This is a genomic window from Prochlorococcus sp. MIT 1323 (assembly GCF_047304905.1).
In the GTDB taxonomy this organism is placed as follows: domain Bacteria; phylum Cyanobacteriota; class Cyanobacteriia; order PCC-6307; family Cyanobiaceae; genus Prochlorococcus; species Prochlorococcus marinus_D.
The window spans coordinates 1,006,741-1,029,239 of record NZ_CP138973.1; the positions used below are offsets into that span (position 1 = coordinate 1,006,741).

Annotated in this window: 22 protein-coding genes and 1 pseudogene; 20 read left to right on the top strand and 3 right to left on the bottom strand. The window is 54.1% G+C overall.

The window, feature by feature from the left end; genetic code table 11:
- The gene (gene gyrA / locus SIB68_RS04910; RefSeq protein WP_063400333.1) at positions 1 to 2,628 is read right to left on the bottom strand and encodes a DNA gyrase subunit A; all 2,628 of its coding nucleotides are present in this window, start codon (positions 2,626 to 2,628) and stop codon (positions 1 to 3) included.
- A gap of 158 nt (positions 2,629 to 2,786) precedes the next feature.
- Between gyrA and SIB68_RS04915 the strand changes: the two genes are divergently transcribed.
- The 5 genes and pseudogenes from SIB68_RS04915 to rsmD form a co-directional block, all read left to right on the top strand.
- Positions 2,787 to 3,926, top strand: a complete 1,140-nt coding sequence (locus SIB68_RS04915) for a CAAD domain-containing protein (protein ID WP_413681958.1) — start codon at positions 2,787 to 2,789, stop codon at positions 3,924 to 3,926.
- 75 nt (positions 3,927 to 4,001) lie between these two features.
- Positions 4,002 to 5,165 (top strand): GuaB3 family IMP dehydrogenase-related protein, encoded by a 1,164-nt coding sequence (locus SIB68_RS04920; RefSeq protein ID WP_063400332.1) that lies wholly within the window; start codon positions 4,002 to 4,004, stop codon positions 5,163 to 5,165.
- Positions 5,166 to 5,389: 224 nt separating this feature from the next.
- Positions 5,390 to 5,713, top strand: coding sequence for a thioredoxin (trxA, locus tag SIB68_RS04925; RefSeq protein WP_011130499.1), 324 nt, complete (start codon positions 5,390 to 5,392; stop codon positions 5,711 to 5,713).
- 94 nt (positions 5,714 to 5,807) lie between these two features.
- Positions 5,808 to 6,449 carry an imidazole glycerol phosphate synthase subunit HisH gene (gene hisH, locus SIB68_RS04930; RefSeq protein ID WP_074160285.1) on the top strand — a complete coding sequence of 214 codons (642 nt, stop codon included), beginning with the start codon at positions 5,808 to 5,810 and terminating at the stop codon, positions 6,447 to 6,449.
- Positions 6,446 to 7,009: pseudogene (gene rsmD / locus SIB68_RS04935) on the top strand (16S rRNA (guanine(966)-N(2))-methyltransferase RsmD); the annotation flags it as partial. The gene hisH and the pseudogene rsmD, both read left to right, overlap by 4 nt.
- 10 nt (positions 7,010 to 7,019) lie before the next feature.
- Here rsmD and petG read toward each other — a convergent pair.
- Positions 7,020 to 7,136, bottom strand: a complete 117-nt coding sequence (petG, locus tag SIB68_RS04940) for a cytochrome b6-f complex subunit V (RefSeq protein ID WP_011130502.1) — start codon at positions 7,134 to 7,136, stop codon at positions 7,020 to 7,022.
- A gap of 56 nt (positions 7,137 to 7,192) precedes the next feature.
- On the opposite strand from petG, the gene SIB68_RS04945 reads away from it, so the two are divergent.
- The 15 genes from SIB68_RS04945 to SIB68_RS05015 all read left to right on the top strand — a co-directional run bounded on the left by SIB68_RS04945 (position 7,193) and on the right by SIB68_RS05015 (position 20,534).
- Complete coding sequence (locus SIB68_RS04945) at positions 7,193 to 7,570, top strand: c-type cytochrome (RefSeq protein WP_063400331.1); 378 nt, start codon at positions 7,193 to 7,195, stop codon at positions 7,568 to 7,570.
- Positions 7,567 to 8,316, top strand: a complete 750-nt coding sequence (locus tag SIB68_RS04950; RefSeq protein WP_063400255.1) for an RNA methyltransferase — start codon at positions 7,567 to 7,569, stop codon at positions 8,314 to 8,316. The genes SIB68_RS04945 and SIB68_RS04950 overlap by 4 nt, the downstream gene beginning before the upstream one ends.
- Before the next feature lie 30 nt (positions 8,317 to 8,346).
- Complete coding sequence (locus SIB68_RS04955; protein ID WP_063400254.1) at positions 8,347 to 9,507, top strand: serine hydrolase; 1,161 nt, start codon at positions 8,347 to 8,349, stop codon at positions 9,505 to 9,507.
- On the top strand, positions 9,504 to 10,919 hold the full coding sequence (locus tag SIB68_RS04960; protein WP_063400253.1) for a DUF3370 domain-containing protein: 1,416 nt from the start codon (positions 9,504 to 9,506) through the stop codon (positions 10,917 to 10,919). Before SIB68_RS04955 ends, SIB68_RS04960 begins: the two co-directional genes overlap by 4 nt.
- Positions 10,916 to 12,007 carry a magnesium chelatase ATPase subunit I gene (gene bchI, locus SIB68_RS04965; RefSeq protein WP_063400252.1) on the top strand — a complete coding sequence of 364 codons (1,092 nt, stop codon included), beginning with the start codon at positions 10,916 to 10,918 and terminating at the stop codon, positions 12,005 to 12,007. Before SIB68_RS04960 ends, bchI begins: the two co-directional genes overlap by 4 nt.
- A gap of 4 nt (positions 12,008 to 12,011) precedes the next feature.
- Positions 12,012 to 12,476, top strand: coding sequence for a crossover junction endodeoxyribonuclease RuvC (ruvC, locus tag SIB68_RS04970; protein ID WP_011130508.1), 465 nt, complete (start codon positions 12,012 to 12,014; stop codon positions 12,474 to 12,476).
- A gap of 8 nt (positions 12,477 to 12,484) precedes the next feature.
- Positions 12,485 to 13,252, top strand: coding sequence for a methyltransferase domain-containing protein (locus tag SIB68_RS04975; RefSeq protein WP_063400330.1), 768 nt, complete (start codon positions 12,485 to 12,487; stop codon positions 13,250 to 13,252).
- Positions 13,249 to 13,818: a 5-formyltetrahydrofolate cyclo-ligase gene (locus SIB68_RS04980; RefSeq protein WP_063400251.1), complete on the top strand. Its 570-nt coding sequence runs from the start codon at positions 13,249 to 13,251 to the stop codon at positions 13,816 to 13,818. The genes SIB68_RS04975 and SIB68_RS04980 overlap by 4 nt, the downstream gene beginning before the upstream one ends.
- Before the next feature lie 272 nt (positions 13,819 to 14,090).
- The gene (locus SIB68_RS04985) at positions 14,091 to 14,945 is read left to right on the top strand and encodes a hypothetical protein (RefSeq protein WP_155724935.1); all 855 of its coding nucleotides are present in this window, start codon (positions 14,091 to 14,093) and stop codon (positions 14,943 to 14,945) included.
- 280 nt (positions 14,946 to 15,225) lie between these two features.
- Positions 15,226 to 15,702, top strand: a complete 477-nt coding sequence (locus SIB68_RS04990) for a hypothetical protein (RefSeq protein ID WP_063400249.1) — start codon at positions 15,226 to 15,228, stop codon at positions 15,700 to 15,702.
- Positions 15,703 to 15,711: 9 nt separating this feature from the next.
- The gene (locus SIB68_RS04995) at positions 15,712 to 16,173 is read left to right on the top strand and encodes a SufE family protein (protein ID WP_063400248.1); all 462 of its coding nucleotides are present in this window, start codon (positions 15,712 to 15,714) and stop codon (positions 16,171 to 16,173) included.
- Positions 16,174 to 16,210: 37 nt separating this feature from the next.
- Positions 16,211 to 17,527, top strand: a complete 1,317-nt coding sequence (locus SIB68_RS05000) for a homoserine dehydrogenase (protein ID WP_063400247.1) — start codon at positions 16,211 to 16,213, stop codon at positions 17,525 to 17,527.
- A 116-nt stretch (positions 17,528 to 17,643) separates the two neighbouring features.
- Complete coding sequence (locus tag SIB68_RS05005) at positions 17,644 to 17,868, top strand: hypothetical protein (RefSeq protein WP_063400246.1); 225 nt, start codon at positions 17,644 to 17,646, stop codon at positions 17,866 to 17,868.
- Between the two features lie 57 nt (positions 17,869 to 17,925).
- A complete protein-coding gene (locus SIB68_RS05010) occupies positions 17,926 to 19,515 on the top strand; it encodes an ABC transporter substrate-binding protein (protein WP_074160283.1) in 1,590 nt (529 codons plus the stop codon).
- A complete protein-coding gene (locus SIB68_RS05015; protein ID WP_063400245.1) occupies positions 19,515 to 20,534 on the top strand; it encodes an ABC transporter permease in 1,020 nt (339 codons plus the stop codon). The genes SIB68_RS05010 and SIB68_RS05015 overlap by 1 nt, the downstream gene beginning before the upstream one ends.
- Here the strand turns inward: SIB68_RS05015 and SIB68_RS05020 are convergent.
- Positions 20,528 to 22,120 (bottom strand): alpha/beta hydrolase, encoded by a 1,593-nt coding sequence (locus tag SIB68_RS05020; RefSeq protein ID WP_063400244.1) that lies wholly within the window; start codon positions 22,118 to 22,120, stop codon positions 20,528 to 20,530. The genes SIB68_RS05015 and SIB68_RS05020 overlap by 7 nt on opposite strands.
- Positions 22,121 to 22,499 lie beyond the last annotated feature (379 nt).

Consider the following 22,499-nt stretch of genomic DNA (forward strand, 5'->3'; position numbering starts at 1 on the left):
TCAGCTGGAAGGAGCGTCGTCAACCCCAGCCACTTCACTGGGATCAGATCGATCATCTGGCTGGTCCTGATCCTCAGAATCAGGCGGCACAAGCACCACCTCAGAGAGGCGATCACCTGCATCCAAGCGCTGAAGTCGAACACCAGTAGCAGCCCTTGACTGCTGAGGAATTTTATCGGCACTGGTACGCACAATCACTCCACGCTCGCTTACCAACAAAAGCTCTTCTCCGTAGCCAAGCACCCTTAAACCCACCAACTCGTCTCCTTCGCGCCTGAACTTGATGGCACGCAGACCCATGCCTGCACGTTTCTGCAAACGGAACTGATTGACCGGTACCCGCTTACCCAGTCCACTAGCGGAAGCAACAAGCACCCATGGTCCATCACTAACGACAACGGTCTCGCCGCTTTCATCCTGATCATCCTCAAGACTCTTGGCGACCTGATCGGCAAGCTCGACAGGCAATACATCCATGCTCACCAAGGAATCGCCGCCTCGTAAATTCATGGCACGCACGCCACGAGCAGTTCGTCCTAAGGGTCGTAACTCCTCATCACAGAGTCGGAAATGAATGGTCATTCCAGCCCTAGAAGCAATCAAAACACTGTCACCAGGAACTGCCAACCTCACCCAAGTAAGAGCATCACCCTCCTCCAGACCAATGGCAATCAAACCATTGGAACGAATCTTGCTGAAAGCTGATAGAGAGGTGCGCTTGATAAAGCCACCCTTCGTCAACATCAACAAGTGGGTGTCGTCATCGAAGGATATAACTGACAGAAGGGAGGTAATTGCCTCTTCACGGGGAATGGGCAAGAGCTGTACGATAGGTGTTCCCTTCGCTGTGCGGCTGCACTGAGGCACACGATAAGCAGGAAGGGCATAGGAGACACCGCGGTCACTGAACAACAGCAACGTGTCATGGTCATTGCAGCTGATAAACAGCTTCACCGCCTCCTCACCTTGACTGCGAGTGCCTGCCTTGCCTCGTGTCCCACGACTCGTGGCCTCAAACTCGCTTACCGGCATGCGCTTGAGATAACCGGTCTCAGTGAGCAACACCACAGATCGCTCGTTGGCAATCAAGTCGATGTCTTCGAGCCCCCCTCCTAAATCGAGGATCTCGGTGCGCCGAGGCAAGCAATGCTTCTCGCGCAGCTTGGTCAATTCGTCCTCAATCAGACCGAAAACACGCTCACGTCGGCCAAGGATGTCCTTGTAATTGGCGATCTTGGTGACAAGATCCTCGTGTTCCAAACGAATCTTGTCAGCCTCTAAAGCGGTCAAACGCCGCAACTGCATCTGCAGGATGGCATCCGCCTGAATCTCCGTGAGACCATGATGCTCCTGCAACTGTTGACGAGCTGTAGCCGTATCAGAGGCAGCACGAATCAACGCGATGATTGGATCAAGCTGATCGAGAGCAAGCAGAAGACCCAACAAGATGTGGTCGCGTTCCTCAGCTTTACGAAGGAAATAGCGGGTCCGACGTTCAACAGTATCAACGCGAAAATCGAGGAATACCTGCAGCATCTTGCGCAGGGTGAGAAGCACCGGCTCGCCATTGACTAGCGCCAACATATGGGCACTAAAGTTGCTCTGAAGAGGAGTGAGCTTGAAAAGATTATTAAGCACTACCTGAGGGTAGGCATCACGTCGCAGCTCCACGACAATACGCATGCCATCGCGATCGCTTTCGTCGCGAATATCAGAAATACCCTCCAGCTTCTTATCATTAACCATCTCTGCAATCCGCTCAATAAGCGCTGCTTTATTGGTCTGATAGGGCAATTCAGTAATGATCACTGCATCCCGGTCTGCTCGACCGGGATGTTCAATCGTCTCAATATTTGCCACGCCGCGCATCGTTACCGAACCACGACCGGTGAGATAGGTTTCACGAATACCACTACGACCAAGAATCTGACCACCAGTTGGAAAGTCCGGCCCAGGTATAAGCGTCATCAACTCAGAATCACTTAGCTCGGGATTACTGATCAGAGCCTGCAGACCATCGATTAATTCACTGAGATTGTGCGGTGGAATATTGGTAGCCATGCCAACGGCGATCCCTGAGGAGCCATTCAGCAGCAACTGAGGAATACGTGCTGGCAATACCATTGGCTCCTGTTGGGAGCCATCAAAGTTGTCCGCGTAGTCAACTGTCTCTGCTTCGATATCCTCAAGCAGACTGTCTGTCGTAAGCGACTGAAGACGCGATTCGGTATATCGCATGGCCGCAGGTGGATCGTTATCGACCGAACCAAAATTGCCGTGACCATCAATCAACGGCATTTGCATGGAAAAATCCTGAGCCATGCGAACCAGCGCGTCGTAGACGGCTGTATCCCCATGGGGATGGTATTTACCCAGAACCTCACCAACAACTCGGGCACACTTTCGATAAGGCCGATCGCTGGTCAGGCCCAACTCATACATCGCATAAAGGATGCGCCTATGCACAGGCTTGAGACCATCGCGAGCGTCGGGCAACGCACGCCCAACGATCACACTCATCGCGTACTCCAGATAGGAGCGCGACATTTCAATGCGCAGGTCCGTCTGGATTATCCGATCGTCGGACTCGCCGGGACCGCCGTCACTGGGTCCCACTGGATCCGCCATAAAAGAGCTGGTTGCCAATAATCAGGTTATCTCGGAAGCTGATGAATTGAGCCACCAGCATCAACAAAAACCAGCCTGTGCACTGTTAGGGCTTAATACAGCTAAAGGCTCAGTATTAAACAGGCCTCTTAAACTATTTAGAGTGTGATATTTGGACCATGAGCTCGGCTGAGGAATCCAAAGCAGAAGGAACCTCCGAAGCAACGGAAGGCACCGAGTCCTCATCTGAACCCGCTGAGTCCTCAGCTGCTGCAAATGACATCAAAGTGAGTGCGGCTCAGGGTGCCTCCTCACAAGCTAACCCTGCTGTCCCTAAGACACCAGCTCAACAACAACCTGCTCCAGCTCAAGACAGCCCTCCTATCCCCAAGCCAAGCACCATCCCCTCAAGCCCAACACCAACTCCCACATCCTCAGACGCTTCAGATGACCTCAAAGTGAGTGCGGCTCAGGGTGCCTCCTCACAAGCTAACCCTGCTGTCCCTAAGACACCAGCTCAACAACAACCTGCTCCAGCTCAAGACAGCCCTCCTATCCCCAAGCCAAGCACCACCCCCTCAAGCCCAACACCAACTCCCACATCCTCAGACGCTTCAGATGACCTCAAAGTGAGTGCGGCTCAGGGTGCCTCCTCACAAGCTAACCCTGCTGTCCCTAAGACACCAGCTCAACAACAACCTGCTCCAGCTCAAGACAGCCCTCCTATCCCCAAGCCAAGCACCACCCCCTCAAGCCCAACACCAACTCCCACATCCTCAGACGCTTCAGATGACCTCAAAGTGAGTGCGGCTCAGGGTGCCTCCTCACAAGCCAACCCTGCTGTCCCTAAGACACCAGCTCAACAACAACCTGCTCCAGCTCAAGACAGCCCTCCTATCCCCAAGCCAAGCACCATCCCCTCAAGCCCAACACCAACTCCCACATCCTCAGACGGGCCCGAAGGCCTTGATCAAGGAGAGGAGTTGAAGCTGCTTTTGGAGAGACTGCGCAACTTCTTCAAGTTGAGCAACTGGATTAAGCAAGACGATCAGACAAGCCCATGGCAACAACTGAGACGGCCCGTTCTTCTCATTGCTGCACTGATCACCCTTGTGATTTTTGTTCGTATCTACGGCGGTATTTTGTCCACGATTGAGAGCGTCCCTCTGGCTCCATCTCTCTTCGAACTGGCCGGCATCCTCTGGCTGACATGGTTTTCAATCACCCGCCTGATCCGCAGCGAAGATCGACAGGATGTGATCTCCAGAGTGCGCACCCGATGGGAGGCCTTCCGTGGAACAACTGACAACAAGCCCTAGCTAAAGCTCCTTTCCCTCAAAGCAAAATTTGAATCACCCCAGTTGGTAACTTGGCGTGACTTTATTCGGTCTGTGGTGAACATTCAGCTCGGACGCACCAAGGTCGTTCGCCGGGCCTATGGCATCGACGAAACCGCCCTTGTTCCGGGTGGACGAACCGTAGCCCCGGAGATCACTAACACCTGCTGGAACCTCGCAGGCATCGAACGTGAGATACCGATCATTGCGAGCGCTATGGATAGCGTTGTCAATGTCGATATGGCTGTTGCCCTATCTCGCCTTGGAGCCCTCGGCGTAATGAATCTGGAAGGAGTCCAAACCCGCTACAAAGACCCCAACCCAGTACTGGATCGGATCTCTGCAATCGGAAAGGACGCCTTCGTGCCACTGATGCAGGAGATCTACAGCAAGCCTGTGCAAGAAGACCTGATCTATCAACGCATTAAAGAGATCAAAAATCAGGGGGGCATTGCTGCTGTGAGTGGCACACCCGTGGCAGCAATGCGCTTTAGCAAAACCATTGCAGAAGCGGGTGCTGACCTCTTCTTTGTGCAGGCGACAGTGGTCTCAACCGAACACATTGGTCCTGAAGGTCAACAAACTCTCGACCTAGAAACCCTTTGTCAAGGCATGGGGGTCCCTGTGGTGATGGGTAATTGCGTCACCTACGAGGTCGCTCTGCAACTGATGCGTGCAGGTGCCGCAGGGGTGATGGTTGGCATCGGCCCTGGTGCTGCCTGCACCTCCCGTGGGGTTCTTGGGGTGGGCATCCCCCAAGCTACCGCAGTAGCAGACTGCGCTGCCGCCCGTGAGGACTACGAGCGAGAGAGTGGTCGCTACGTTCCGATCGTCGCAGATGGAGGCATCATCACAGGAGGCGACATCTGTAAATGCATTGCCTGCGGTGCCGATGCGGTCATGATCGGCTCTCCGATCGCCCGAGCAGTTGAGGCCCCTGGTCGTGGCTTCCACTGGGGCATGGCCACTCCCAGTCCAGTACTGCCAAGGGGCACAAGAATCAAGGTGGGCAGCACAGGCAGCCTGGAACGGATCCTTAGAGGGCCTGCTCTGCTAGACGATGGCACCCATAACCTTCTAGGAGCTCTCAAAACATCCATGGGCACTCTTGGGGCCCGTACGATCAAAGAGATGCAACAGGTAGAGGTCGTCATCGCCCCATCTCTGCTGACCGAAGGGAAGGTTTATCAGAAAGCCCAGCAACTAGGTATGGGCAAGTAAACACTCCGATCGCAGACGAAAACCAATTGGATCCGAGAGAGGCCATGGCTAGTATGTCTTCGTGAGGGCTCCGGCCCACACACTCCTCACACACACTGGCCCGACGAGCTCGGGCTTTTCGTCTTCTGTGCAAGAGACCGTCACAGTTCCTACCTGTGCAGGCTCTTAAGCCTGAATAAAATACAAACGATTGCTAAATTTCCGCAAAATCAACGACCTAAGGAATGTCCAATGCCGCCGCAGTTACCGACGCCTCCTTCGAGCAGGACGTCCTTCAAAGCGACGTGCCTGTGCTAGTTGATTTCTGGGCCCCTTGGTGTGGCCCATGTCGCATGGTTGCTCCGATCGTCGATGAGATTGCCAAGGAATTCGAGAGCAAGATCAAAGTCTTCAAGCTCAACACTGACGAAAACCCCAACGTCGCCAGCCAATACGGTATTCGCAGTATCCCCACCCTGATGGTGTTCAAGGGAGGTCAAAAAGTCGACACCGTTGTTGGTGCAGTGCCCAAAGCCACGCTTTCTGGAACCATTTCAAAGTACCTCTGAAGCTTGATCCAACTTCGATTCAAGCCCTCCTAGATCACCATTGGCCTGATTCAATGCCACACATGGCTAAAAGGCCAGATTGCGGAGGGTTTCTTTGATTACACGTCTAGGCTTAATTGATTACGGCATGGGCAATCTGCACTCTGTGCAGATTGCCTTTGAAAGGCTCCACAAGGCTCTTCACATAGTGAGGCAGCCCGCCGACCTCCGCCGCTGTGATGCATTGATCTTGCCTGGAGTCGGTGCCTTTGATCCCGCCATGGTGCACCTTGAGCAGACCAGATTGGTTCCAGACCTCAAGAGTTGGGTGAAAGGAGGACGACCTCTTCTAGGTATCTGTCTGGGCCTGCAGCTGTTGTTCGAATCGAGTGACGAAGGAAATTCCACCGGCCTAGGGTTGCTTAAGGGCCACGTTCAACGACTGCCCTCCAATCAAGGCGAACAAATTCCCCACATGGGCTGGGCTGCTCTAAAACATCGAAACGACTGCCCGCTGCTTGACAAAGAAGATCCAGACAGCTGGATGTATTTCGTGCATTCCTATGCTGCAGTCCCCAGCCAAAACAGTGATCTTGCGGCCACAGCGCCGTTTGGCCAAGACAACATCACAGCGATGGTCTGGAAAGGCCGACTAGGGGCCTGTCAGTTTCACCCAGAGAAATCCGCCGCAGCCGGCGAGCGCATGCTGCGGCGTTGGCTGAAGTGGCTGGAGACCGGAGCAAAACCTGTGCCATGAGTAGCAAGCTAAGGCTCTCCGGAGGGCGCAAGCTTCAGAGTCCCGCTGGCCAAGGCACTAGACCCACGACGAGTCGTGTTCGTGAAGCAGTTATGAACGTGCTAGCCCCACGCTTGCATAACTGCCAATGGCTTGACCTATTTAGCGGCAGTGGAGTAATGGGCTGTGAGGCGTTGCAAAGCGGCGCACGACGGGTTGTAGCTGTTGAACGAAACGCGAAGACAGCAAAAGTCTGTCAGGCCAACCTAATAGCCACCGCCTCTGGCCTCTCCCAGCAGAGCAACATTGAAGTGATCCGCCATGACGTACTGAGCTGGCTGAAGAGAGGTTGCCATGCCGCCAGGTTCAATCAACCGTGGGTAGGGGAAAACCCTGGTTTCAACCTGGTCTACCTCGATCCACCTTATTCTTCAAAACTCTATTCAGAAGTCTTCGAAGCCCTGCTTACAGGCCATTGGCTGCAGAGAGATGCGCTAGTGATCTGTGAGCATGCCACGAACAACAGCTTGGAAACCCCGATGCAGTGGATTGAACAAGATCGCCGTATCTATGGCAGCAGCGCCTTACTTTTCACCAATCCCCCAGAACAGTATCGCGACGATACTGATTCCAAGCATCCACAAACAATCCAAGCAAAGTGACCGGAATCAAACCCAGAACGATGCCGCAGAGAAGTGGTTCGATCATGGCCTCGCGCCCAGTTGAAAGATTAAGCACAATTGTTTCATGCTCCTGAACTCACCGTGACGGACCCGTCATCAAACAATCAAAGCAAAAACGGGTTCATTGGAGCCCTAGTGGTACTGGCAGCAGCTGTCTCCATTGCAATTTTGTTATGGGTACTAGGGCACTCACAACGAGACCCCTACGTCAACGCCACCCTTGATTTGGAGGGATCTTTGGAGCAAGGAGGTCGGCTGTTCCGCATCAACTGCGCAGGCTGCCACGGGATTACTGCCCAAGGAAACTTAGGACCGAATCTCCTTGACGTGAGTAAACGCCGCAACGACGCCCAGCTGATCAGGCAAGTGGTAAGCGGCAATACGCCGCCCATGCCCAGATTCCAGCTGGAGCCTCAAGAAATGGCCGACCTACTGGCTTATTTAAATTCCCTGAATTGAACAAGGACATCCGCTCAATCCAAACGACTGTTGTTCTGGTTGAGCCAATTGGTCCACTGAATCTGGGCAGTGTGGCCAGACTCTGCGCCAACTTCGGAGTCCAAGAACTACGTCTGGTCTCGCCCCGCTGCGACCCTGCTGATGCCGAGGCACTACGCATGGCTGTCCATGGCGCAGCAATGCTTGAGCAGGCAAAACAATTCTCATGCTTGCTCGATGCCGTAGCTGACTGTCACAGAGTTGTAGCCAGCTGCGGCCGATTGGATCATGGCAACATCCCCCTGCAAACCCCCGAACAAGCAGTGCCATGGTTACTAGAGAGCATGGGTGCATCACCTGTGGCACTGGTATTTGGCCGTGAAGACAGGGGCCTAACCAACGAGGAACTTCAACTCGCCCAACGTGTACTCACTCTGCACAGCTCTTATGGATATCCATCCCTCAACCTCTCGCATGCAGTAGCAATCGTGCTGCATGAGCTACAACGTTGCCAAGGGCAAGGGACGCTCAGGGAAGGGCGATCGGCAGGGCCCGACCCAGCATCACCTCGTCAACTCGACGCATGCTTAACAGACGCACAGGATCTCCTGTTAGAGGTGGGATTTCTTATGAGCCATACGGCCCAAGCCCGCATGGCCAAAGTCCGTGGTTTACTTCAACGCGCTGCCGTTCGTCCCGAAGAAGTAGCCCTGCTGAGAGGGATGGTGAGGCAAATGCGCTGGGCTATCCATTCTCGTCACTCTTAACCTCAGCCGAACTCACTGATCTTCACTTCCTTGTCAAGCAGCCGCCCTTACCGCAACCGCTCAAACGGGGCTGGGCCCCTCCGGCTTTTGTTGCGTTTGATCTTGATGGGCATCGGCCTCGGCGTGATTACAGGTTCAGCGCTCAAGATGCTCGGCCCACAGGTGAAGCAGGGCAAACTGGACTTGCCGGAGTGGCTTCCTGGGCGAAATTGGATTTCCCTGAAGGGCCTCCCCAGCCGCTTCAACATCGTTGAGGAAGCCACAAACCCCATGCTCAGCAATAGGAATAGTTTGCAACTGGGCAATTTCCAGACGAAGCAAGAACTCACAACGTTGAGCAACCGCTGGAGAGATCTGGCCAAGCAACAGAAAGACTTACAAGCAAGCGCATTCTTGCTAGTGCTTGATGACGGACGCTATGCCGAGCTCTCCGCCGAGACAGCACTGCCTGCAGCTAGCTCCATCAAAACAGCAATCCTGCTGGTAGCTCTCGAACTCATCGATTCCGGTCAGCTCAGCTGGAATGAACCCCTGAAGCTCACCAAAGAGATTATTGGTGGTGGTGCTGGATGGATGGCCAGCAAACCGCTTGGCAGCCAATTCCCTGCCCACGAAGTTGCCACCGAGATGATTCGGGTGAGCGATAACACCGCCACCAATCTGCTGATTCAACGCATTGGTGGCAAGAACGTCCTCAATGCACGCTTCAATGCTCTCGGCCTGAGCTCCACGGTGGTGAATAACTGGTTGCCGGATCTACAAGGCACCAATACCACCAGCAGCCACGATCTGGCACGGGCCATCGCACTGGTCGATACTGGGAAAGCCCTTAGCCCACGCACACGAGATCTATTCAGGGAGGCAATGAGCACCTCCGTCAGCAACCGCCTATTACCTGGTGGATTTCTCAAGGGACTTGGCGGTAAGCAAGGAGAGCCTGACAACAGCCTCCTGGTAAAGGGCTACCGCATCTACAACAAAACCGGCGACATCGGCATCGCTTATTCGGATGCCGGCCTGATCGAACTACCTGATGGCAGTCGTGCAGTAGCAGGGTTCATGGTGAAAGGCCCCTTCAACGACCCCCGCTCCACAGAACTGATCCGCGACATGGCAGCTGCTATGGCTCCAGTACTCAAGCCAAAGCCATCGACACCTCGAACGGAATCAACAAAAAGCAATCAGCCATGATCCCCGCCCTTTTGTCAGTTGCGCTTTTCACCCTATCCGGAGCAGTGCTTTACACCCCTGCTCTCATCGCCGCCCCAACCGTAAAGCAAAGACAACAACAGGTCAGGCCCCTACCAGGCGAGCTTGACAAGGTGCTGATGGTTAATGACAACAATCCCGAACTGATTACAGGTGAAGGGATCCTGATCTCCACCTTCCCTACCAAAAACACACAAAGCTCAAGCGCCAAAGCTGACAAAAGCAACCTGGCCGTGCCACTCGATGGTCGTTTCGATCTATTCAGTCACCACGTGTATGCCGGCCTTCCTGATCATCTCGAATCAACCCTCTGGCTAGCAGTGCTGGCACAGCCACTGGTTGAGGAGCCAGTGCAACTGACCCTACTGAAAGGCAGTACCTCCCTATCGCAAGCCACCGAAGCAGGACAGACAGCTGCACCATTTCTGCCTCTGCCGAACGTGATTGAAGAAACCACGACCCCAATTGCCGCTGGCCCAGGCAGCCGGGTCGCTGGCGATCTACTGCGGGGGAAGCGAGCTCAAGAGCTGCCAGAGCGCTGGGAACTCCTACCAGGCAGCCCGAGTGCCCTATTGGTACTCCCCATTCCCGTAGCAGGTCTCGATCCACTTCTCAACGGTCGCAACCTTCAGATGCGGCTTCATAGCTCCGGCCCCATCTCACTGGCAACCGTGGCTGCATACGGCAATCCCAAAGCGGCCCCTCCACTGTCTCGCTGGATTGAGCTGCTTGAAAGCGGCCAACTCAGCCCCAAGGAACATCACCCCACGCCTCGAGGTAGCAGCGGCAAGATCGTGTATTCGCGCGTCAGCGGAATCCAGTTGGGCAGCACATGGAAGACAACCCTGACTGATCCTGGTAGCACCGTGCTAAACGCAATCAACACTCCCATCTCCTGGCCTATCAGCAGCCTTGAGAGGGGCAGCCTCGGCACAGATCAGGTACAAACCGCTGAATTACAAGCGCATTACGACAACACTGCATGGGCTGCCCATGGCAACTACGGAGTTGAATATGACCTCACCCTGCCGCTACACAACGGATCAAAGCAGGCAAAATCCTTCTTACTGACCCTTGAATCCCCCTTAAAGAAGGACAACAACAACACAAGCCTGAACTTTCGCGTTTCAGCCAGCGGACCTGTGATGTATCGAGGGCTGATCGAGGTCAGTGGACTCGATAGCGAGTCCAGGCGACCCATGGGCCGTCGCCGCTTCCACCTAGTTCTGCGACAGGGGCAGATGGGGCCAGACCTTGGTCGCATCAGCCTGACGCCAGGAGAAACTAGAAATGTCCGAATTCGACTGATCTACCCCGCTGATGCCACCCCACCGCAAGTGCTCACACTCCTACCTGTGAAACAATCCAAAACAACTCCAGACATCAACCCGTGAGTTCAACCCGCAAGCGCAGGGTCTTTCCCTTTACCGCCGTGATTGGCCAGGAAGAGATGAAACTGGCTCTGCTGCTCAACGTGATCGACCCGCGAATCGGCGGAGTCATGATCATGGGAGATCGAGGCACGGGCAAGTCCACCGCGATTCGAGCCCTAGCAGATCTCCTGCCAGGGATTGATGTAGTCGCTGGGGACCCTTACAACAGCTCACCCACTGATCCTGATCTACAGAGCAGTGACGTGCGCCAACGCATTGAACAGGGTGAAAGCCTGGCCACTGAGGCGCGACAGGTCCCGATGGTGGATTTGCCTCTCGGTGCCACTGAAGATCGTCTCTGCGGCACCATCGACATCGAGAAGGCCCTCAGCGAAGGAGTTCGTGCATTCGAGCCAGGCCTGCTGGCCAAGGCCAACCGCGGCTTGCTCTACGTCGATGAGGTCAATCTGCTTGACGACCATCTTGTCGACGTGCTGCTGGATTCAGCGGCATCAGGATGGAACACGGTGGAACGTGAAGGGGTATCAGTGCGACACCCTGCCCGATTCGTACTGATCGGCTCCGGCAACCCTGAGGAGGGCGAGCTACGACCCCAACTCCTTGATCGCTTTGGCATGAGTGTTGAGGTGCGCACTGTCCGAGATCCAGACCTACGGGTGCAGGTGGTTGATCAGCGCACCGCCTTTGATAGCGATCCCGACACCTTTGCCACATCGGTGCAAGCCAACCAAGATGCCTTACAACAACGCGTTATTGAGGCCCAGCAACGTCTTGAACAGGTGAGCCTCGACAACGATTTGCGCCTACGAATCTCGGCTGTCTGTGGCGAACTAGATGTGGATGGACTGCGTGGCGATATCGTCACCAACCGAGCCGCCAGGGCTCTAGCAGCCTTTGCAGGACGAACAGAGGTTTCGGAAGAAGATGTGGCACGCGTGATCTCTTGCTCTCTACGCCATCGATTGCGTAAAGACCCCCTCGAGCAGATTGATTCAGGGGATCGAGTCGTCAAAATTTTCTGCAAAGTGTTCGAACGCAGCGAGAACAGCGATCAGGCTGACTTCGAGCTAACAACTCAAGCAGGCTGATCGCTTGCGCATCCTTGGCATCGACCCTGGCATCGCCAGGGTGGGCTACGGGGTCATCGACACCAGCAACGGACAACAGCAGATGCTCGATTGCGGCATCATCCGCACCAATCCCGGCATTGACGATGGTGAACGGATGGTGGAAATCGCCAGCGATCTTCGCCAGCTCATCCGTCGTTGGAAGCCCCAACTGGCCGCTGTGGAGAAATTCTTCTTCTACCGCTCCAGCACGACGATCAGCGTGGTCCAGGCACGTGGAGTCATCATCATGACCCTGGCACGCTTTCGAGTGCCAGTGATGGAATTCCCACCGATGCAGATCAAGCTTGCTCTGGCGGGCTCAGGCCATGCTGAAAAAGATGAAGTGCTGGATGCGGTGATGCGCGAATTGAATCTTGATCAACCGCCCCGACCCGATGATGCCGCCGACGCTCTGGCCATAGCACTCACGGGTTGGTTCCAGCGCTAAAACCACTGATGGACTCCTCCTGCTCACCAAAACACGGCTGGTTTGACAGCGTGGCTGCGTCCTACGCCCAACAACGTCCCTATTACCCGCAATCCCTGTTTGCCTGGATAAGCAGCAAAGCCGCCGGCCACCAACGTTGCTGGGACGTGGCCTGTGGTAGCGGCCAGGCCTCTCTAGGGCTTGCAAGGCACTTTGATCGCGTCGATGCAACCGATCTCAGCCCCGCTCAGGTTGATGCCGCACCAGCTCACTCAAACATTCATTACCAAGTAGCAGCGGCTGAAGATTCAGGGTTTCCCAACGCATGCATGGACGCAATTGTGGTAGCCGCCGCCATTCACTGGCTAGATGTACCCCGATTCAACGAGGAAGCATTAAAGGTGGCACGCCCAGGTGGACTGATGGTCTGGGTGGGCTATGACCCCCCGCAAGGGGCTCCCCCTGCACTGCAGTTATGGCTAGACCAGCTTTACGGCGAAAGGCTATCGAGCTGGTGGCCTCCCCAGCGTCAGCATGTCGACAACCACTATCAGAATCTGCCATTCCCCGCCATCAGCAAATCGTTGCCCCAAGAGCTCTGCATCTCCCTCAAATGGAGCTGTGATCAGCTGATCGGTTACATAGGAACCTGGTCGGCTTTGAGGAAAGCAAAGCAGGAGGGACATGACTTGCTGCCACAACTCAGCATGGAACTGCAGAGACTCTGGCCAACAGATCAAACAACAATCCCCCTAATCTTTCCACTCATGGGCCGCTGGGGTTACCTAACGCGATGAATCAAGCCATCGCCAAAGCCAAGCTTCGTCGTCAATTCAAGGCCCTGCGTGCTCAACAATTATCTGCGGTTCAAGACACAATCATTCAGCAGGTTGCCAACACTATTCAGGGTTACTTAAAAGCTGGGAACTTGCGAGGGCACATTGGTGTGTATTGGCCGCTTAGTGGAGAAGTAGATCTCCGCGAACTGAAACTCAACTTGAAGTTGCCCTTGGCGCTACCAGCCAGTGGAGAGGACGGAAGTCTCAGTTACCACCCTTGGACTCTTACTCCACTGCGAAAAGATGCCTGCATGATCCCCGCCCCGCTAGAAGAAGACATCCTTGACGCTGATGCAATAGGCCTCTTGCTAATACCTGCTCTGGCGATGGATCAACGAGGGATCAGACTCGGCTATGGAGGCGGTTTCTTCGACCGCTTCAGAAGCAATTTGGCTTGGCGCAAAGTTCCATCGCTTGCAGTCTTGCCACAAGCCTGCGTATCAACAGACTTACTGCCTCGCGACAGTTGGGATGTGCCCCTTGATGGCTGGATTAGTGAAACAGGTGTTACTAGAGCAAAATAGAAACTTAGAATCAGCTCCCAAATTACGAATAAAAATGCATCAAGAAAGCCCTGCTATCACAAAGAGACAAGGCTTGAATTCAATACTTTCTTGACACTTAGTAATCTTTCTATTAGCCTTTTTCAAGGACTAAGCTATCAAGCGCAATGCCACCAAGTGCAATGCCACCACGAGCACTAAATTCGTACGCAATAGTTCAGTCCATAGAGATAGATGGCAAAGAAGACATTGTCACCATTAGGCCAGCTATTGGCTCTAACTTATTCCATTCATTGGACGAGGGTGATCATTATGCATTCCAGGCCACCATCAAAGGCAAAGACTTCACCTTTGAGGCTGCTGTTAATGATCAAGGGCCAAACATAACCCTGGAACTCGAGAATGATGATGCCGCTGCAATCGTTGAGATTCTCGACCAAAATAATGACAATCAGATTAGCGATGAGGAATTCGAGGAAGGTATGGAGAATGCCGTGGTGTTATATGAGGAAGATATTGAGCTTCACGAAAATCATTCCTTAGACTCAGAAGTGAACTTGCTGCTAGAAGCAGAGGATGTTGTTTTTGAATACGGTCCTACAAATGGCAATCCTGGGGAACTGTTATTTGGGCAATCAATTGCTTCAGTCGAGACGGATAATCAGGGAAATATCCTTTCATTTATTCACCCTCAAAGGTCATTCAATACGTTTTTACAAGGCTATACTCTTGACCTTACAGGAGAAGTAGAAGTCGGCCAAGTTGGAGGAGCGATCAACCCTATTACAGGAGAGGGAAACATCTATGTTGATGAACTCAAATGGCTTTTTTGGGGGAACATCACCACACCATCTGGCAGTTCATATGAAATCACTAAAAACGAAGCTGCATTCATCCCTATCAGAGATAAAGACACCAATAGTGGTTTACTAACCCTTGCTAGCATTGAAAATTCTGCCCATGGCAGCGGGAATATAGAAAACGTTTTCAGCTCTTATTTTGTCAGTGGGCAGCAAGGCTCTACACTTCAAACTGGTTTTTTGGAACAACTAATGATTGAGGGAGTTAATCTACTTCATCCAGGTCTTGCAACTGAAGGCACTGCAATTCAATGGAATATCGATTTACAACATCCAACTCCTGTTTGAGGTAGTGGTTATGAAGAGATTGCTCATTCCTTGCACATGGGTCATTGATCAATTGAAAGCTAAAACAAAGTGAATCAGATTCGAATCAAATCTAATTCCAAGAATTGGTCTCAAAAAATATTCAACTCGCCATTGCTGCCATTTTTCAGCAGCCAAATTTTCGCCTCTGGCAAATATTTCGTACGACAATAATCACACGTCTCCAAGGCTGCCACGCAGGTACTAGTCAATCCTGCAAGAATCTCTCAAGATGAATATCAGAGTTTTCAGAGATCATTCAATGCGGAGCCTGATCCAGCCTTTGTTTCTATTGATCGCAACAGCATCTCTTGGTCTCGGGCAAGGTCAGGAAGCGAAAGCCCATGCCATTGAAAGCACTCTCAACTACCTCGATGGCAGCCTGGAACTTCACAGCCAATTTTCAACAGGAACACCTGTTGAGGGAGCAGTGGTACGCGTCTTAGAAGCCAACGGAACACCAGGCCGAGAGCTGGGTCGAATGGATCAACAGGGAAAACTGAGCTTGAGCCTGCCAGACATGCAAGAAGGAACCCTCGACCTGCAGGTGGATGCTGGCCCAGGTCACCGTGACTATCTGATGCTGCCAATCCGCTCAGGCAAGGTGAAGCTCGATGAGGTGGTCAGCCAACCCAAAACTCCACAAACACCATGGTTCCTCGCCAGCACTGGCTCGCCTCTCCTGCTTGGTCTTGCAGGTGTTTTGTTTAGCGTGCGTGAGCAGCGCCTCAAATTCTGATCCTTCGCCATGGCTGAGCCCACCGCCGCACCCTCAAGCTTTGGCAGTGAAGCCCTAGACAGCATGGTCGAACGACTTAACGGCACCTCTGATCCCCGCCGCCGCTACGAATATGTTCTATGGCTGGCTAAAAAGCTGCCACCAATGTCCCCTGACTTACAAACCGACGCCGTCAAGGTCAAGGGATGCGTTTCTCAGGTCCATGTCCTTGGTGAACTCGTGGAAGGACGACTTCACTGGCAGGGAGACTCCGACGCACTGATTACAAGAGGTTTGCTGGCAATGCTGATTCAAGGCCTCAGCAATCTCACACCTGAGCAAGTCATGGCCGTGGACCCAAGCTTCATTGAAGCCACAGGCCTTCAAGGCAGCCTCACCCCATCAAGAGCTAACGGATTCCTCAATATCCTCCTCAACATGAAAGGTCAGGCTCAGCAGCTTGCCAGGGTTTCGTCTTCCACAACTTCCTAGAGTCCGGCTAGCAATTACACGACTGGACACAGCTGCCATGGGCACGAAGATAGGAGTTGGTCTCCTGGGGCTTGGAACGGTAGGCGCCGGTGTTGCAGGCATCCTCCAAGCCCCCGAAGGGCGGCATCCACTGGTTGCTGAGCTTGAACTGGTGCGTGTAGCGGTTCGAGATCTACAACGACCTCGCTCGATTGAACTTCCCGCATCCTTACTGACCAACAACCCACAGGCCGTTGTTGATGATCCTTCTGTGCAAGTGGTTGTTGAAGTCATGGGAGGGATCGAACCAGCCCGAACCCTGATCATGCGAGCCATTGCCGCCGGCAAAGCGGTCGTTACAGCTAACAAAGCGGTGATTGCAAGACATGGCGAAGAAATTGCAGCAGCTGCAGCTGCTGCTGGGGTCTACGTCCTGATCGAAGCTGCCGTCGGCGGTGGCATCCCGATCATCGAGCCACTTAAGCAATCACTAGGTGGCAACAGGATCGAACGCGTGAGCGGCATCATCAACGGCACCACCAACTACATCCTCAGCCGCATGGCACAGGAAGGGGTGGCCTATGACGACGTGCTCAAGACCGCCCAAGATCTTGGCTACGCAGAGGCAGATCCAGCGGCCGACGTTGAGGGGTTCGATGCAGCCGACAAGATTGCCATCCTCACTGGGCTCGCCTTCGGTGGACCTGTCGACCGTGACTCAATTCCCACCCAAGGCATCAACAACCTTCAAAGCCGCGATGTGGACTACGCCACACAGCTTGGCTACAGGGTGAAACTATTGGCTATCGCCGAACGTCTCAACTCAGACGCTCAGACCAGTCAGTCCTTGCCCTTAGCTGTAAGGGTGCAGCCAACCATGATTCCTCTCGACCACCCGCTTGCTGGCGTGAATGGCGTGAACAACGCCATCCTGGTTGAGGGCGATCCGATCGGCCGCGTGATGTTTTATGGCCCAGGCGCAGGCTCTGGACCCACCGCCTCAGCTGTGGTGGCGGACATCCTCAACATCGCTGGCATACGCCAATTAGGGGAAATCAACGGCAGCCTCGACCCCCTTCTTGCCGCAAGCAGTTGGCGTTCCTGTCACCTCGTTGATCCAAGCGCAATCCGTCAACGCAACTATGTGCGCTTCAACGCAGAAGACACCCCAGGAGTGATCGGTCGGATCGGTAGCTGCTTCGGCGATCGTGGCATCTCGATTCAATCAATCGTGCAATTCGATGCCTCCGATGCCGGCGCAGAAATCGTTGTGATTACCCATGAAATAAGTCAAGGCCAGATGCAAGATGCCCTGACTGCAATCACCTCTATGGCTGAGGTCACAGGACTGGCCGCCCATCTCAGCTGCCTTTAACAGCCAGCCACCCCCTGACGAAGAGACCCCTGCTTAAGTAAGAGTTATAAAACAAGTTGAGAGGCAAGTCTGCAGACGCTGACCTGTGCCCCCAAAGGTTCATGTCTACCGCTTCGATGATCTCAAGAGTCCAACTCTTTTCCAAGCCGGACTTCCTACCCATCATGGATCTCCATCAAGGCGACTGTGTTCAACTCCTCAGTGGTGATAAGGAGCAAGTCCAGGTGATCGGAATCGACGATGACCACAACCGCTGTTGGGTAAGACGTTGGCCTCTGCTTCCAAATGGATCGCCTGTGTTTGAAGTGTCGATACAACAAATCTCCTGCGCCTCCAAGTGAACAGGACGACACTCACTAGCAAGTCTTTAAATCAAGGCCATCCGATCCGCCCGCGTTGTGTCCAGCTCTGGCCGTCGTGATTCTCTGCGCTGGGCCGCTGCTCTATTTGTTTGCTCCCTAGCGCTGAGCCAGGTTGCCTGTCATCCGCCTCGCCGTAGTGAGCGACTTGTCGTGGCCAGCGCCGGCAAGATCACCTCTCTCGATCCTGCCCAGGCCAGTACTTTTGATGCTCTGCAACTGCTGAGCGCCCTCGGAGAGCCCCTCTACCGACTTGATCACAAAGGGGACCTAGAGCCACGACTGGCATCCGCCCTACCTCAGATCAGTGATGGCGGCTTCACTATCTCGATCCCTCTGCGCAGGGATGTGCTGTTTCACGACGGCACCCAATTCAACGCCGCCGCGATGGCCTTCAGCCTGCGGCGATTTCTGCGTATCGGCACCCTCAACTATGTGGTAGGAGGACGGATTGCCGCCGTGGAGACAGCCGGTCCCTACCTGCTACGCCTTCGACTCACGCGACCGTCAACTTCTCTAGAGGGACTACTCACCTCAATCAATCTGACGCCGGTATCACCAACGGCCTACGCCAAGCACAGAGATCAGTTCCTCAATAAGCAATTCATTGGAACCGGCCCTTACCGACTCACTAGCTTCCAGACCCAGCAACAACGCCTTGAGCCTTTTCAGCAGTACTGGAGTACCCAGGCCAGTAATGCTGGAATCGATTTCATCAATCTGAGCAACTCCACGGCCCTATTCGGTGCCCTACGAAGCGGTGAAGTGGATGTACTGCTTTCCAATTCACTCGATGAAGACCAACGCCTTGCCCTCCATCGCCTTGCCAAGCAAGGGAAGCTCCGCGAAGGAACGGGGCCAGCACTTGAAATTGGTTACATCACTCTCCTCAGTAATGCCGCTCCACTCAATCAACCACTCCTTCGACAGGCCCTCGCTTACAGCCTCGACCGTCAGCTGATGGTTGAGCGCGTGAGCTATGGACTCAGACGCCCGCTGCGGTCTTTAGTGCCGCCAAACTTGCAGACTGAACCAATCACACCTTGGCCGAGCTACAACCCTCAACGAGCCAAGCAGCTGCTGCAAAAGGCAGGTTATTGCGCAACTCAAAAGCTGACACTCCCTTTCACGTTCCGTTCCAACGTGCCAGCAGACAAGCTATTGGCACTGACGTGGCAGGCACAGGTGGAACGTGACCTCTCAGATTGCCTGACACTGAAGCTCAATAGCGTCGAATCGACCACCGTTTACCGCCAACTGGGGGAAGGCGCATTCCAGGCCGTCATCCTTGAGTGGCGAGGCGCCTATCCCGACCCAGAAGCCTATTTAGCTCCATTATTAAGCTGCAGCAAAACCAATGGATCTGTATGCGAAGAGGGGGAAGCGGCAATTAGCGGCAGCTTCTGGACCGCAGATGGGCTGGAAACGAGCCTTCGCCACAGCGATGAACTTCGCGGCCCCGATCGTCTCGACCAGCTCAGAGAGATCGAGCGCAGCGCCGCCGCCGGAGCGGCCTATCTACCAATCTGGCTGGTAGCACCACGAGCTTGGGCCCAGCTGCGCTTATCCAAGCCAGAATTTGACGGTAGCGGCCAGTTAATGCTCCCCCGTCTACGGGAGCTGAACTGATGGGCAGAGGGAGAGAACTACTGCGCTATAGCTCGACCCGCTTGGCCCTGGCACCGGTGATGCTTTGGCTCATTGCCAGCATGGTGTTTCTACTCCTACGGGTGGCACCAGGAGACCCAGTCGATGCAGTGTTAGGCAATCGTGCGCCGGCGGCAGCCCGCGCTGCTCTGCGCAGCAGGCTTGGACTGGATCAACCGCTTTTGCATCAATACCTGCACTTCATCAAAGACTTAATTCATGGCGATCTAGGCCAAGCTCTTCTCAACCAAGAACCAGTGAGCAAGATCATTGCCAGAGCCCTACCAGCCAGCTTGGAACTAAGCCTGACGGCACTATTAATTGCTGCAGTGATTGGTCTGGTCGTTGGTTTCAGTGGTATTGCCCGCCCGGAAGGCAAGCTAGATCTCGCAGGGCGCCTTTACGGCATTGGCACCTATGCCCTGCCACCGTTCTGGGCCGCGATGATCGTTCAACTGCTGTTTGCAGTCATTCTCGGTTGGCTACCAATTGGCGGACGTTTTCCCCCGAGCTTGCTACCACCAGAGGGGAGCGGCTTCCTGATCCTCGACAGTCTGCGGAGCAGCGACTGGATATCTCTTCAAGGAGCATTGAGACACCTGGTGTTACCGGCAGGGACCCTAGGCCTTCTCCTCAGTGGGATTTTTACCCGTACCCTGCGACTCAATCTTGGCCGCACACTGCAATCCGATTACGTTGAAGCTGCCCGTAGCCGGGGGCTGAATGAGCAACAGGTGGTGCTCAACCATGCCCTCCCTAATGCCCTGCTGCCAGTACTCACCATTGCTGGGATCACAGTGGCATCGCTGATTGGCGGCGCATTGTTAATTGAAGTCACCTTCTCATGGCCAGGCATCGCCTTACGGCTCCAAGAAGCAATCAACCAACGCGACTACCCAGTGGTTCAAGGAATTGTGGTTGTCGTGGCGGCCCTGATGGTGCTGGTAAGCGTGAGCGTGGATCTGCTCGTTGCTCTGATAGATCCCCGCGTCCGCTACTGAGATTTGCGAAGTCTCTCTGCTGCATTGCGATCCAAACGATGAAGCCGCAAATCCCCGACCTGCTGATGTGTGGAGCCCTCAAGGGCTTCGCCAGCCTCAACCTGCTCCAAAAAGATTTGAATCTCAACTGCCAACAATCGCTGCACAGCTAGCGGCTGACGCCCTACCAGCTCTTCGCCTAGTTGAAAGAGATCATCGCCACGTCCCTCACCCATCTGACCTTCAACCCGCACCGGTGAAAAATGGCTGGCGCCCTCCACAAGCACGACTCGACTAGTGGGATGGGGTGAGATTGCCAAAAGCAAATCGAGCTGCTCACTCAGCGGAGGAGTAATCAAATCAAGGGTGCCGCCAGTCAGCAAAACTGGAACAGACAAAGGCACAGCTCCATGACGAGGCCACAGCAAGCTGCCAAAACTGTTGAGAGCAACGATGGCCTCTAGCTGAGAGATTGAATGCAGTTTTGGCATTTGCACATCAACCAACTGACATTGCAATAAGCGCGAGAGATTGGTGAGAGGAAGATCGTCTAGAGCCTTACGACAGCGGGTATACAAACCAGGCTCAGGAGTAATACCAGCAGCCAATAGAGCCGTCAGTGCCCCAAGGGAGTGACCCATCAGCACCAACTTCTGACCAGGCAAGACCAACGTGCCTTTCTCTCGTGCCTGCAGGACAGCCTGCAGATCCGCCAAACGGCCAGGCAACACCTCTGCTCCAGGTGCAAGTCGTTGCCCCTTCAGCAGGGCATGCACCGCTCTGGCATCACTACCTGGATGCTCAAGCACCACAACCGGCCAGCCCTTACGTTGAAGGCTGAGAGCCAACCAACGAAAATGATCCTGGCTTCCACCCAAGCCTGGCATGAGCACCACCCAGCTCGACCGCAACGGAGTGCCATCAGCTGGGCGCCACACCTCTAGCTGGAGGGGCTTGGTGCGATGAGCCACTGGCAAAGGTTTCAACTCAGGTCCTGCATCAAAAACTTCCTGACCTGCCAGCTCTTGCAAAACTGGAAGTTGTGTTGCGGGAAACCTCCCGAGCGCTAACACCAACTGCTGCTGCTTTTGCAACTGACGCCGCCAGCGACTTGCCACCTGAAGTAGAGCATCAAGATCGAGGCGTACATTTTCAGCAGGGAGCTCCTGCAGCAAGTCCAGAGCGGTCACCTCTGACTGACTGTTCAAGAGCAGTTCCAGAGTGTTAAACAAGACAATGCCACTACTGTCGTCATCGACCCTCACCAAATCACTGACGGCATCAAGCAGCTGACGTCCTGCCCAACTACGCAGCATCTGTCGAGCCATGCTCTGATCTGTAAGCAAAGATGCCTGCAGCAGCTCCAAGAGATCGAAACGGCTATCGGCATCGAGCAAATTGAGCCAGGTGATGAGTTCAGAACTACTGCTGCCCCCAGGCCGCCCCAAATCGACCAACTCCCTAATCCAAACCGGTATCACCATCCCCTCAAGCTGCACCTCCAATCGCTCCGCAGCTCTCAGCGGCGATACTCCAGCAAGTCCGAACAGCAAAGCGCCGAATAGCCCAATCACAATTCGCTGTCCAATTGGGCGTGTTAATGCCAACGCCGAATACCGCTAACGAGCCAAACCATTTTCACTCAAGCCTTGAAGGGCTTAGATCGGATCAGTGAATGATGCTCCTGGGTGCCATCGACAAATCAGATGCCGCCATTGAGCTTCCAACTTCTGCTCAAGCCAGGCGAGAAACAACTTATCAACAGTGATCGCCATTTGCGAAGCGAAGTTATTAGCCGAGAAAGAGCTGACAGAGAACAATCTCGTCAAAACCTATACCTGAATAATCAACACAGCGAATAACAACAATCATTCCCCCCAAGCACCTCGCATAAGATCTGTAGCCGAAAACCATCCGGCTATATCATTGTTCAAATTAAAGCGGCTCTTTCGCTAGAGCACCAGACAGTCCAGCAGAAGAGACGAA

Coding starts and splice junctions, on each gene's coding strand:
- SIB68_RS04990 (WP_063400249.1), top strand. CDS start 15,226: ATGCGGAGCCTGATCCAGCCTTTGTTTCTATTGATCGCAACAGCATCT.
- petG (WP_011130502.1), bottom strand. CDS start 7,136: ATGATCGAACCACTTCTCTGCGGCATCGTTCTGGGTTTGATTCCGGTC.
- trxA (WP_011130499.1), top strand. CDS start 5,390: ATGTCCAATGCCGCCGCAGTTACCGACGCCTCCTTCGAGCAGGACGTC.
- SIB68_RS04975 (WP_063400330.1), top strand. CDS start 12,485: ATGGACTCCTCCTGCTCACCAAAACACGGCTGGTTTGACAGCGTGGCT.
- SIB68_RS04995 (WP_063400248.1), top strand. CDS start 15,712: ATGGCTGAGCCCACCGCCGCACCCTCAAGCTTTGGCAGTGAAGCCCTA.
- SIB68_RS04915 (WP_413681958.1), top strand. CDS start 2,787: ATGAGCTCGGCTGAGGAATCCAAAGCAGAAGGAACCTCCGAAGCAACG.
- SIB68_RS05000 (WP_063400247.1), top strand. CDS start 16,211: ATGGGCACGAAGATAGGAGTTGGTCTCCTGGGGCTTGGAACGGTAGGC.
- SIB68_RS05015 (WP_063400245.1), top strand. CDS start 19,515: ATGGGCAGAGGGAGAGAACTACTGCGCTATAGCTCGACCCGCTTGGCC.
- SIB68_RS05005 (WP_063400246.1), top strand. CDS start 17,644: ATGATCTCAAGAGTCCAACTCTTTTCCAAGCCGGACTTCCTACCCATC.
- SIB68_RS04960 (WP_063400253.1), top strand. CDS start 9,504: ATGATCCCCGCCCTTTTGTCAGTTGCGCTTTTCACCCTATCCGGAGCA.
- SIB68_RS04980 (WP_063400251.1), top strand. CDS start 13,249: ATGAATCAAGCCATCGCCAAAGCCAAGCTTCGTCGTCAATTCAAGGCC.
- gyrA (WP_063400333.1), bottom strand. CDS start 2,628: ATGGCGGATCCAGTGGGACCCAGTGACGGCGGTCCCGGCGAGTCCGAC.